Source organism: Streptomyces griseus subsp. griseus (assembly GCF_000720255.1).
Classification (GTDB): Bacteria; Actinomycetota; Actinomycetes; order Streptomycetales; family Streptomycetaceae; genus Streptomyces; species Streptomyces griseus_I.
On the sequence record NZ_JOJE01000007.1, the window covers coordinates 165,195 to 177,509 of the forward strand.

General features: G+C 71.9%; 9 protein-coding genes. 4 read left to right on the forward strand and 5 right to left on the reverse strand.

Going from position 1 to position 12,315, the window contains the following annotated elements; genetic code table 11:
• Window positions 1-126: 126 nt before the first annotated feature.
• Together IG99_RS13345 and IG99_RS13350 are read right to left on the reverse strand one after the other, a co-directional pair.
• On the reverse strand, window positions 127-897 hold the full coding sequence (locus IG99_RS13345; RefSeq protein ID WP_107055904.1) for a DUF4142 domain-containing protein: 771 nt from the start codon (window positions 895-897) through the stop codon (window positions 127-129).
• 139 nt (window positions 898-1,036) lie between these two features.
• Window positions 1,037-2,320, reverse strand: a complete 1,284-nt coding sequence (locus tag IG99_RS13350) for an MFS transporter (protein ID WP_037673304.1) — start codon at window positions 2,318-2,320, stop codon at window positions 1,037-1,039.
• A gap of 171 nt (window positions 2,321-2,491) precedes the next feature.
• Here IG99_RS13350 and IG99_RS13355 point away from each other — a divergent pair, with 171 nt between their 5' ends.
• Both IG99_RS13355 and IG99_RS13360 read left to right on the forward strand, forming a co-directional pair.
• Window positions 2,492-4,555, forward strand: a complete 2,064-nt coding sequence (locus IG99_RS13355; protein WP_037673306.1) for a phosphocholine-specific phospholipase C — start codon at window positions 2,492-2,494, stop codon at window positions 4,553-4,555.
• Between the two features lie 65 nt (window positions 4,556-4,620).
• Window positions 4,621-5,445 carry a phospholipid scramblase-related protein gene (locus IG99_RS13360; protein ID WP_037673307.1) on the forward strand — a complete coding sequence of 275 codons (825 nt, stop codon included), beginning with the start codon at window positions 4,621-4,623 and terminating at the stop codon, window positions 5,443-5,445.
• Window positions 5,446-5,459: 14 nt separating this feature from the next.
• Here the strand turns inward: IG99_RS13360 and IG99_RS13365 are convergent, their stop codons facing one another.
• Both IG99_RS13365 and IG99_RS13370 read right to left on the reverse strand, forming a co-directional pair.
• On the reverse strand, window positions 5,460-6,401 hold the full coding sequence (locus IG99_RS13365) for a DMT family protein (protein ID WP_037673309.1): 942 nt from the start codon (window positions 6,399-6,401) through the stop codon (window positions 5,460-5,462).
• A complete protein-coding gene (locus IG99_RS13370; RefSeq protein ID WP_037673311.1) occupies window positions 6,398-7,234 on the reverse strand; it encodes a phosphatase PAP2 family protein in 837 nt (278 codons plus the stop codon). The genes IG99_RS13365 and IG99_RS13370 overlap by 4 nt, the downstream gene beginning before the upstream one ends.
• Before the next feature lie 261 nt (window positions 7,235-7,495).
• Here IG99_RS13370 and IG99_RS13375 point away from each other — a divergent pair, with 261 nt between their 5' ends.
• Complete coding sequence (locus tag IG99_RS13375; protein ID WP_037673313.1) at window positions 7,496-8,110, forward strand: TetR/AcrR family transcriptional regulator; 615 nt, start codon at window positions 7,496-7,498, stop codon at window positions 8,108-8,110.
• A gap of 155 nt (window positions 8,111-8,265) precedes the next feature.
• Here IG99_RS13375 and IG99_RS13380 read toward each other — a convergent pair whose 3' ends face one another.
• Window positions 8,266-9,285, reverse strand: coding sequence for a DUF2510 domain-containing protein (locus IG99_RS13380; RefSeq protein WP_037673315.1), 1,020 nt, complete (start codon window positions 9,283-9,285; stop codon window positions 8,266-8,268).
• Between the two features lie 333 nt (window positions 9,286-9,618).
• On the opposite strand from IG99_RS13380, the gene IG99_RS13385 reads away from it, so the two are divergent.
• A complete protein-coding gene (locus tag IG99_RS13385) occupies window positions 9,619-12,303 on the forward strand; it encodes an ATP-binding protein (RefSeq protein ID WP_037673318.1) in 2,685 nt (894 codons plus the stop codon).
• Window positions 12,304-12,315 lie beyond the last annotated feature (12 nt).

Sequence of the window (12,315 nt, forward strand, 5' to 3'; positions counted from 1 at the left end):
CGGGCGGGCGCAGGCCCTCGGGCCCTGTGAGAGTCGGCTGACGGAGGCAGGCGGGGCCTCGGACGTCAGCCCTTGTGCGACGCGGCCCGGTAAGGGCCGCGTCGGACACTCGGGCGCGGCCCCGCGTCAGCCCCCGGTCGGGGTCGCGGCCGGGGCGGGGGCCGCCGAGCCCGTCGGCTTCGGGGTGCTGGTCTGGATGTTCAGGTCCGGACGCGGGGTCAGGACGACCATCGGCGCGCCGGGCTGCGGCGGCGGGGGGGTCATCTGGTCCGCGGGCAGCTTCGGCGGGGTGGTCTGCTGGAAGACCGTCTGCTCGAAGTTGACCGACCCGGTCTTCTCCAGCACGGTCATGTGGTCCAGCACGGTGTCGTTGGCGAGGTCGGCGAGCTCGCGGACGAGCGTGTTCTTGGTGTTGGCGCGGATCTTCGCGATCGTCGGGAAGATCTGGCCGTGCGTCACCCGCATGATGTTCGACGCGACCTGGTCGAACTCCCTGCCGTTGGCGGCCTGCGAGGTCTGCACGAACTGCTGCTGCTGCGGGCTCGCCTGGTTGGGCAGGGTGATGCCCAGCTCGGGGGCGACCTTGCGGCACAGCTCGTCGAGGCCCGCGTGTCCCACGATCAGGTGCGCACCGGCCTCCTTCATCTCCGGCGTGCTGCCCTTCTGCATGGCGATCTCACCGAGCGGGTACTCCCACAGCCCCGCCGCGCGCACCTTGACCACGAAGTCGCGGTCCTGCTCGGTGAGTGGCCCGTACCGCGTGTTGGCGATGACACGGTCCTGGGCGGAGCTGGTGTTCTGCAGGCCGAGCATGGCGGGATAGGCGAGAGCGGTGATGGTCAGTGTCAGGCTGCCGATCACGAAGACGGTTCCCGCCTTGGTCCGTGAAATGCGCATGACTGCTCCCTGGCGTGAAGTGACGACGGACGCAGAGAAATACGGATCGGTTGCGCCGACTGATCACAGGAAGCGGGAAAATTTGCTCACGGCCCTATGAGGTGCGTCACTCCGCCGTCTCGCACCGCAGGTCAGGGCTTCATCGCGCCAGTTCGGCGCGGGCGGTCTCCGGCAGCCGCAGGTACACCAGCGTCGACACCAGGCACAGCGCGGCCACGTACCAGGGGAACAGCCCGGAGTGCCCCCACTCCTTGAACAGCGTGCCCACGTACGGGGCCGTCCCGCCGAACAGTGCCACGGTCAGCGAGTAGGGGAAGCCGATGCCCGCCGCCCGCACCCGGGGCGGGAAGATCTCCGCGTTCACCGCCGCGCTGATCGAGGTGAACCCGGTCAGCAGGACCATGCCCGCGCACTGCACCAGCAGCAGGACGGCGAAGGAGTCGGTCAGGGCGTGCAGCAGCGGCACGCTCAACAGGGCGAAGCCCAGCCCGAAGAACAGCAGCAGCGGACGACGGCCGAAGCGGTCGGAGAGCAGGCCGCCGAGCGGCTGGAGCAGACCGAAGAAGGCCAGCGAGATCGTGCCGGCGAGCAGCGCGTCCGACTTGGCCATGCCCACGTTGAGTTCGGCGTACGTCGGCAGGTACGACGTCCAGGTGTAGTACGCGATGGTGCCGCCCGCGGTGATCCCGCAGATCAGCAGGGACTCGCGGGGATGCCGGCGCAGCGCCTCCAGCAGGGCCGGACGCGGCGCCTCCGTCTGCTCCTCGCTGCGGGTCTCCTGCGCGCCCTGCCGGATCCAGAAGCCGACCAGACTGAGGACGGCACCGAGCACGAAGGGGACGCGCCAGCCCCAGCCGTTCATCTGCCCCTCGGCGAGCGTGTCCACGAGCAGGGTCGCGATGCCGGAGGCGACGAGCTGCCCGACGGTCGTCGACACGTACTGGAAGCTGGAGAACAGCCCGCGCCGGCCCGGTCCCGCCGACTCCACGAGGAAGGTCGTCGAGGCCGCGAACTCGCCGCCCACCGACAGACCCTGGAGCAGCCGGGCCAGTACCAGCACCACCGGCGCGGCGACGCCGACCGCGGCGTACGTCGGGGTCAGCCCGACCAGCAGACTGCTGCCGCCCATCAGCAGGATGGTCACCGTGAGCGCGGCGCGCCGTCCGTGCCGGTCGGCGATCGCGCCCATGAGGAGTCCGCCGACCGGCCGCATGAAGAAGCCGACCGCGAAGACGGCGAACGTCGAGAGCAGCGGCACCAGCGAGTTGTCCGCGCCCTCGGGGAAGACCGCGGAAGCTATGTAGGTGGCGAGGAACGTGTAGGCGTACCAGTCGTACCACTCCACGGCGTTGCCCACGGAGGCGGCGAGGAGCTGTCGTACGGGCCGTTTCGTCGGCGTGGGGGCGGGCTGCGTCTCCGTCATGAGCGCACCCTCCCCCGACGCCGGTCCGGCACACCTGCCGTACCCATGACTTTCACACCGGCGCCATCAGACCCTTCCCTGACGTTTGGTGCTCCTGGAACACTCCTTCCGCGCGCATTCCGTAACGATCCGGCCGGTCGCACATCCTCCAGGCGAGAGGTCACCCCAGCCATGTCCGAAGCCAGCCCCGACGTCAACCGGCGCCGATTCCTCCAACTCGCGGGCGCCACCACGGCGTTCACGGCGCTGTCGAACAGCATCGAGCGCGCGGCCGCGCTGCCCGCGAACCACCGCACGGGGTCGATCGAGGATGTCGAGCACATCGTCGTCCTGATGCAGGAGAACCGTTCCTTCGACCACTACTTCGGCAAGCTGAGAGGCGTCCGCGGCTTCGGCGACCCGCGCCCGGTGACCCTGGCGAACGGCAAGACGGTCTGGCACCAGCCCGACGGCACCAAGGACGTACTGCCCTTCCACCCCGACGCCGACGACCTGGGGATGGCGTTCCTCCAGGACCTCCCGCACGGCTGGAACGACGGACACGCGGCCTTCAACGGGGGCCAGTACGACAAGTGGGTCCCCTCGAAGGGCTCCACGACGATGGCGTACCTGACCCGCCAGGACATCCCGTTCCACTACGCCCTCGCCGACTCCTTCACGGTCTGCGACGCCTACCACTGCTCGTTCATCGGCTCGACCGACCCCAACCGCTACTACATGTGGACGGGGTACACCGGCAACGACGGCACCGGCGGCGGCCCGGTCCTCGGCAACGACGAGGTGGGCTACGGCTGGACGACGTACCCCGAGCGCCTGGAGAAGGCCGGGATCTCCTGGAAGATCTACCAGGACGTCGGTGACGGCCTGGACGCCAAAGGCGGCTGGGGCTGGATCGAGGACGCCTACCGCGGCAACTACGGGGACAACTCGCTCCTCTACTTCAACCAGTACCGGGGCGCCCAGCCCGGCGACCCCCTCTACGACAAGGCCCGCACCGGCACCGACTACCGCAAGGGCGAGGGCTACTTCGACCAGCTGAAGGCCGATGTGAAGGGCGGCAGGCTGCCGCAGATTTCCTGGATCGTCGCCCCCGAGGCCTTCACCGAGCACCCCAACTGGCCCGCCAACTACGGCGCCTGGTACGTCGCCCAGGTCCTGGACGCGCTCACCTCCGACCCGGCGGTGTGGGCGAAGACGGCCCTGTTCCTCACGTACGACGAGAACGACGGCTTCTTCGACCACCTGATCCCGCCCTTCCCACCGGCCTCCGGGGCGCAGGGCAAGTCGACGGTCGACGTCGGCCCCGACCTGTTCAAGGGGGACTCCGGTCACGTCGCAGGCCCCTACGGGCTCGGCCAGCGGGTGCCGATGCTGGTCCTCTCGCCCTGGAGCAAGGGCGGGTACGTCTGCTCCGAGACCCTGGACCACACCTCGATCATCCGGTTCATGGAGCGCCGCTTCGGCGTCCACGAGCCCAACATCTCGCCATGGCGGCGGACCGTGTGCGGCGACCTGACCACCGCCTTCGACTTCTCCCGCAAGGACACCCGGCCGGCCGCCCTGCCCGCCACCGACGGCTACCGGCCGCCGGACCGCGACCGCCATCCCGACTACGTGCCGACCCCGCCCGCCAACCCCGTCCTGCCCAAGCAGGAACGGGGAGTGCGCCCCTCCCGTCCCCTCAGGTACGCCCCCTACGTGGACGCCTCGGCGGACCCGGCGGCCGGGAGGCTCACCCTGACCTTTGCCTCGGGCCCCAAGGCGGGCGCCGCCTTCCTCGTCACCTCCGGCAACCGCACCGACGGCCCCTGGACCTACACCACCGAAGCCGGCAAGACCGTCGCCGACACCTGGAACTCCTCGTACTCCAAGGGCTGGTACGACCTGACCGTGCACGGCCCCAACGGCTTCCTGCGCGTCTTCGAGGGCCCGGGCAAGGCCGCCGGACCCGAGGTCACCGCGCGGCACACCGGCGACGACATCCAACTGACCCTCACCAACCGGGGCTCGGGCCCGGTGCGGCTGAAGGTCGCCTGCGGCTACGGCGGCGCGACCAGGACCTTCACGGTCCGGCCCGGCGCCACCGTCCGGCACACCGTCGACCTCGCCGCGAGCGCGCGCTGGTACGACCTGACGGTCACCGCCGACGCCCAACCGGGCTTCCTGCGGCGCTTCGCCGGGCACGTCGAGAACGGGAAGCCAGGGGTGAGTGACCCGGCGATCGCCGCCGGGTAAAGGCTGAACCATGCCGGATCGCCGGGGCTGGTCAGGTCCAGGTGGGGTCGGGATAGTGTGCCCCGGTGACGACGCAATCGAACACTCCTGCTGGCTGGTATCCCGACCCGCACGGAGCGCCCCGGACACTCCGTTACTGGGACGGAGCGCAGTGGACCCTGCACACCGACGCGAACCAGCAGCAGGGCGCGGCGGCTCAGCACGTGCCCCAGCAGCCCGCCGGCCCCGACCCGCGCGTGCAGCGTCAGGTGCAGCAGCAGGCCGGGGTCGCCGCGGGCGGCTCCGGCGGCGGCACCCTCTTCAGTGAGCCGGTGCTGGTCGTCAACCAGAAGGCCAAGCTGATCGAGGTGACCAACGAGTACAAGGTCATGGATCAGCACGGCCGTGAGATCGGCGCGGTCGTCCAGGTCGGGCAGAGCGCCCTGAAGAAGATCATGCGTGTCCTCTTCAGCCTCGACCAGTACATGACGCACAAGCTGGAGATCCGCGACGCCTACGGTCAGCCGGTGCTGAAGCTGACGCGGCCGCGGAAGATATTCAAGTCCCGGGTGGTCGTGGAGCGTCCGGACGGTCAGCCGGTCGGCGAGATCGTCCAGCAGAACGTCTTCGGGAAGATCAACTTCGCGATGCACGCGGGCGGTCACCAGGTCGGCGCCATCAAGGCGGAGAACTGGCGGGCGTGGAACTTCGCGATCGTCGACCACGCTGACAACGAGGTCGCCCGGATCACCAAGACCTGGGAAGGCCTGGCCAAGACGCTGTTCACCACGGCCGACAACTACGTCCTGCAGATCCACTACCAGCTGCCCGAGCCGCTGCTGAGCCTGGTCGTCGCCACGGCGCTCACCGTCGACACCGCGCTGAAGCAGGACGCGCGTGGTCTCGGCTGACCGCTCTGCACCTTCTACAGCGGTGTGAGATGCCCCGGTTCCGACGCCGGCCGGGGCAGCAGCGCCGGTTCCGGCGAGGCCGACTCGGGCCTCAGTGCCAGCACCGCGGCCACCGGGTGCTCCTCCTCGTACGCGGGCTCGGGCGTCGCCCGCGACAGCAGCACCACGCCCCAGGAGGCCAGGCCCGCTCCCGCCAGCGCCAGGAGCACGCCCGCCGCGCCGCCCTGGAGCCGCTCGCCCAGCAGCGTGAGGCCGATCACCGCGGCGGCCACCGGGTTCGCCAGCGTCACCACCGCGAGCGGCGCGCCCAGACCACCCCGGTAGGCGGTCTGCGACAGCAGCAGCCCGCCGGTGGCGAAGGCCGCGACGAGCAGCGCCACCCCGACCACCTGCACGCTCAGCAGCGGGCCCGAGCGGTCCGTCGCCGCCACCGTCACCGTCTGTGTGAGCGCCGAGGCGACACCGGAGGCGAAGCCGGACGCGGTCGCGTGCCGCAGGCCCGGCCGGGCCCCGGGCCGCCCCAGCAGCCCGATCAGCCCCGCCGTCACCGCGGCCACGGTCAGCGACTCCGGCACGCTCAGCACCTCGTCGGGCGCCGATCCGGACGCCGTGACCAGGATCGCGGCCAGGCCGGCCAGCGTGTACGCGGTGCCCCGCCACTCGGCCCCGGTCACCCGCCGCCCCGCGACGCGCGCGCCCAGCGGCACCGCCGCGACGAGGGTGAGCGCGCCGAGCGGCTGGACCACGGTGAGCGGACCGTACCTGAGGGCCACGACGTGCAGCAGCGCGGCGCCGGCGTTGAGACCGACGGACCACCACCAGGCGCCGGACGCCAGCAGCCGCAGTGTCCCCCGGCCCGGGTCGCGGGAGGCCAGCCGCTCCTGGGCGACGGCCGCGGCGGCGTAGGCGACGGCGGAGAACAGGGACAGCACCACGGCGACGAGGGTGGCGTTCATCGGCCCGCTCCGACCAGGGCGTTCTCCTCGGCCGGCGCCAGCCGGCGCGGCACGCGTCCGGCCGTCGTGGCCGTGCGGTGCGGCGAGCGAAGCGAGATGGGGGTCCCCCCGGACGAAGTCTGGGGGAGGATCACCGCGAGGGCGAGTCCGAGGACGGCCCCCGCGACGATCGCGTCCAGCCAGTAGTGATTCGCGGTCCCGACGATCACCAGCAGCGTCACCAGCGGGTGCAGCAGCCACAGCCACCGCCACCGCGACCGGGTGGCGACGATCAGGCCGATCGCCACCATCAGGGCCCAGCCGAAGTGCAGCGAGGGCATCGCGGCGAACTGGTTGGAGAGGTGGTCGGTCTGCGGCGGCCCGTACACCGAGGGGCCGTACACCCGCGCGGTGTCGATCAGTCCGGTCGCGGCGAGCATGCGCGGCGGGGCCAGCGGGAACGCGAGATGCACCAGGAGCGCGGCGGCGGTCACGGCCGCGAGCACGCGGCGGGCCCAGACGTAGTGGAGGGGGCGGCGCAGGTAGAGCCAGATGAGGAAGGCCGCGGTGGCCGGGAAGTGGACGGTCGCGTAGTAGGTGTTCGCCAGGTGCGCCAGGGTGTCGCCGTGCAGCAGCCAGGACTGCACCGCGCCCTCGCCGGGCAGGTGGACGGCCCGTTCCAGGTCCCACACGCGGTGGGCGTTGTGGAAGGCCTCGGCGGTGTGGCCCGTCGCCAGCTGCCGGCCGAGCTTGTAGACGAGGAAGAGTCCTGCGACGAGCAGGAGCTCACGGACGAGCGGCGGCCGCGCTGTCGCGTCGGCCTCCGCCGCCACAGGCTCGGTGCGGGCGTTCATCCCCAGGCCCCCTTGCTGACGGTGGTGCGTTCTGTGGCGCCTGACGGGCTTGTGACCCGTGCGGTCGTCATCGATACGGTTGCGTACCGATACGTTAGTGTACCGATACGATGAAGTACCGATACGGTGGGGTACCGAAACGATATAGTACCGAAACGTAAGTGTACCGATACGGATCTGTACCGGTACACTGGCGTATCGATTGACGTAGGACACGCTGGGTGGGAAGCCTCGAGCCCCACTCGACCGAGGAGACAGCTGATGACGTCGCAGGCCGCGGACGACCGGGGGACGGTCGCCGCCTCGCGCCGCTCCAAAATCACGCCTGAACGCGAACAGGAGTTCTTCGACGCCCTCATCGAACAACTCCGGGAGTGCGGCTACGACGCCGTCACCATGGAGGGCGTCGCCGCCACCACGAAGTGCAGCAAGTCCACGCTGTACCGGCAGTGGAAGACGAAGCCGCAGTTCGTGGTGGCCGCACTGCGCTCCCGTCGCCGCTCCCGTCTTGTCGGCATCGACACAGGATCACTCGCGGAGGATCTGCGGGAGGCCGCGCGGGCCGCGGGCCGCTGGTCGGACAGCGACACCAAGCTGCTCCAGGCGCTCGGCCACGCCGTCACCCAGGACGAGGAGCTCGCACGGGCGCTGCGCGAGGCGCTCGTCGATCCGGAGATCGCCGCGCTGCGGGACATGCTGCGGCGGGGTGTCGAGCGCGGCGAGGTCCCCGCGGACCATCCGGCGCTGGAGTACATTCCGACCCAACTGCTGGGTCTGGTGCGGGCCCGGCCGATTCTCGACGGCGAGTACGCCGACCCGGACTACCTCGTCCGATTCGTGGAAGTCGTGGTGCTCCCGGCGCTCGGACTCCGATAGACCCAGGCCACCGTCCGTGGGATGACCGGACGGCGGCCTGTTCGCGCCGCACCGTGGGGACGGGGGCGGCGCGCACCCCCCGGCCGGGTGGGGCTCCTCTTGAGCGGAGGGGCGCCCCACCCGGCCGGCTCATGTGCGTCCCGGCCGGGGGCGGCTCAGACGTTCTGGCCGCTGCCGCCGCCCTTCGACACCTCGATGCCCTTCGTGATCGTGTCGATCACGGTCTCCTTCGTGTCCGCGTCCACGCCGAAGCGGACCACCACCAGCAGCTTGGAGTTGGCGGGTGAGGGGAAGGCGAGCGACTCGACGATGCCGTCCGCGCCCTTGCTCGTGACCGCCTTCCAGCGGACCAGGTAGCCCTTCTGGCCGGCCACCGTCACCGCCTTGGAGTCGAGCACCTCGTGCGAGGTGATCTTCCCGTAGGTGGTGCCGCCGTACGACTCCTCGGCGTTGGCCGAGATGTCCGCCTTGGCGACCTCCTCGGGCGTGCTGCCGCGGGTGCCCAGTGCCTCGGCGGGCGCGGAGTACGCGCCGCCCTTCGTGCAGGACTTGGAGGTGTCGCCCGGGCAGTCGTAGGAGTCCTTCGACGTGACCTGCGCGCCCACGCCGGCCTGCTGGCCGTACCAGCCGTCCGGGATGGGGATGCTGATCCCGCTGATCGGGTCGCTGACCGAACCGCTCTCGATCTTCGGAGCCTCGGACCGGCCCGGCGAGGGGGTCCCACCGTCCTGGCCGCCCCCTCCCGAGCCACCGCCGGGGCCGCCCTGTCCGCCGTCGGAACCGCCGCCGCCCTGGCCGCCGCCGGGCCCGCCAGGGCCGCCCGGGGCCCGCTGGGAGTTGGCCGTGCCGCCGCCCGAGTCGCCGTTGCCGGACAGGGCGTACACCCCCACGCCGATGCACGCGAGGACGACGGCGGCCGCGGCCACGGCAATGCCGTTGCGCACGGCGCGGCGCGGCCCGGGGGCCGGAGGCGCGCCGGGGTAGGGGGGATAGGCCTGGTATGCCGGATGAGCCCCGGTGGCCGGCGGCTGCACCGGGGGACCCCATGAGGCGGGCGAGCCCGCGATACGGGTCTGGTCCGTCCATGCCCTGCCGTCCCACCACCGCTCGGTGGCGGGGGCGTCATTCGTCTGTCCGGGATCGGGGTACCACCCGGGAGGAGTCACCTGCGTCATACCTTTACGGTATGAGGCGTGCGTGAAAGCGGGATGAGAGGGCCCGGCGATGAGCCAGTGGGGGTGCTCGCACCCAGGCGGCGGAGCCGCGCTTCGCCGCGGTCCCGTGCCCCGGAGTCGATCACCTCGGGCTCCGGAAAGGGGTTCACGTCAATTCGGTGAAGCCTTCCCCAAGTTGACGCTCCCCGCGCCCGCGCAGGCCCGTCCCCCTTCTCTGTTCCCCGCCCGCTTCACCCCTCGCGGCAACAGGTGGTCCCAGCGGCCTCCGCTTGCGTCTTCAGAGGGCTACGCTCAAGGTCGTACGTCGTTCGGGCGACTTGGGGAGGTAACGGGATGACGGAGGTACGGCCCGGCGCGGCCGCCTCGGCCTCCCTGTGGGAGCGCGACGAGGAAGTGTCGGCCGTCGAGCGGGCGGTCGAGGCACTCTGCGCCGACCGGTCGTCTTCGGGCAGCCTGCTGGTGTTCCGCGGCGAGTCGGGACTCGGCAAGACCGCGCTGCTGACCGAGACCCGCCGGATCGCCGAGGCACGCGGCTGCACGGTGTGGTCCGCCCGCGGCGGCGAGACGCTCAGGTCAGTCCCCTTCAACGTCGTACGGCAGTTACTGCAACCCGCTCTCGTCTCGCTGATGCCGGAGGAGGCCCGCGAGTACCTCGGGGACTGGTTCGACATCGCCGGACCCGCCCTCGGCATCACCGAACCCGGCGAGCGCCGGGCCGACCCGCAGGGCGTGTGCGACGGCCTGGTCGCCGCGGTCCGCCGACTGGCCAAGCGCTACTTCCCACTCGTCCTGCTGATCGACGACGCGCACTGGGCCGACCAGGAGACCCTGAGCTGGCTCGCCGCCTTCGCCGAACGCCTCGACGACCTGTCCGTCCTCGTCGTCGTCGCCCGCAGACCCGGCGAGGTCAGCGGCGAGAGTGCCCGCCACCTGGACGCGGTCGCCGCCGCCGCGGGCGGCCCCGTGGCCACTCTCAGCGCCCTCACCCCGGACGCCGTCGCCGGACTCACCCGCAGCACCCTGGGCGAGCACGCCGACGCCCCGTTCTGCCGCGAGGTCTGGGCCGTCACCGGCGGCAACCCCTACGAGACCGTCGAACTCCTCGCCAAGGTGCGGGACAGCGAGCTGGAACCGGCCGAGTCCTCCGCCGCCGAACTGCGTCCCCTGAACAAGTCGGCCCGCGGCGGCGGACTCGTCGCCCGCCTGGAAGAACTCGGCATCGACGCCACCCGGTTCGCCTGGGCGGCCGCCATCCTCGGCGCCGACATCTCCGTCGACCTCGTCGCCCAGCTCGCCGGGATGAGCGCCGACGACGCCGACCGCTGCGCCGAACTCCTGTGCCAGGCCCGCATCCTCACCGGGCCGGACCTGGCGGCCGGCCGCTCCGACGACGGCGCCCTGGAGTTCGTCCACCCACTGATCGCGACCGCCGTCTACAACTCCATCCCGGACGCCCTGCGCACCGCCATGCACGGCATAGCCGCCCAGGTCGTCACCGACTCCGGACGCGGGGCCGCGGCCGCTTCCCGCCACCTCCTCCAGGTCCACCCGGACGACGACGACGAACTCGTCGAGCAGCTGCGCGAGGCCGCCCGCGAGCACCTCGCCGTCGGCGCCCCCGACGCGGCCCGCCGCTGCCTGGAACGCGCCCTGCTGGAACCGCCCCTGCCCGACGCCCACGCCCAGGTGCTCTACGAACTGGGCTGCGCCACCCTGCTCACCGCGCCCTCCAGGACGATCGGGCACCTCCAGACCGCGCTCGCCATGCCGGGCCTCGACGGCCCCCAACGCGTCGACGCGGTCTTCCGCCTGTCCCAGGCGCTCCTGCACAACGACCAGATAGAGGAGGCCGTCCGCACCGTGGAGTCGGAGGCCGCCCGGCACACCGAGGGCCCCGCCCGGCTGCGGCTCCAGGCCGTGCAGTACATGTGGGAGGGCATCCACGCTGGCGAGGCCACCTCGCCCGGCCGCTCCGCACGCCTCGCCGAACTCGCCGGCGGCTGCACCGGCCGCGACAACTCCGAGCGCGCCCTGCTCATCCTGCGCGCCTTCGACGCCATGACCCACGGCGAGAACGCCGAGGAGGTCGTCGAACTCTGCGACCGCGCCCTCGTCAACGGCCGACTCGCGCCCGGCCTCGGCTGGACCGACATGGAGTGGGGCATCGAGCTGCTGCTGATGCTCGCCAACTCCTACGCCTACACCGACCGGCTCGACCGCGCCGAGGCCCTCTACACGGAGGCCCTGCGCAGCTACGAGTCGGCCGGCTGGAGCGGCGGCCACATCGCGCTCGCCCACGCCTACGTCGGCCTCGGGCACCGCAGACGGGGCCGCCTGAGGGAGGCCGAGACCTCCCTGCGCGAGTCGCTGCGCCTCGCCGAACGCATCGGCCGCGGCCTGCCCCTGTACTGGACCGCTACCTGCAACCTGGTCGACACGCTGCTCGCCCGCGGTCATGTCGACGAGGCGTGGCGGGTCGCCGAGCAGTACGGCTTCGCACCCCCGTACCCGTCGACCATCGTGCTGCCCGACCCCCGCTCGGTGCGCGGCCGCCTGCTGCTCGCCGTCGGCCGGACGCAGGACGGCATCAACGAACTGGAGGCCGCCGAGAAGGCGGCCGCCGCCCGGGGCCACCACAACACGGTCCTCGTCCCCTGCGCCGTCGACCTCGCCCGCGCCCTGGCCGTCGAGGACCCGGAGCGGGCCGCCCGCCTCGCCGCCGACGTCCGGCGGCAGGCCGAGCGCTTCGGCACCGACACCGCCATAGGCGAGGCCCTGCGCTGCGCCGCCGCCCTGGAGACCGGCCAGCGCGCCGTCCGTCTCGCCGCCCAGGCCGTCGCCTACCTGGAGGCCTCCCCCTGCCAGTACGAACACGCCGCCGCCCGCGTCGAGTACGGCATCGTCTCCCGCTCGGTCCCCGAGATCCAGCGAGGCCTGACCCTGGCCCGCTCCTGCGGCGCGGACGGCCTGGTGGCCCACGCCCGCGAGGTACTGGAGACGGGACGGGGGCTGCGCTAGGTGTACTCGGCC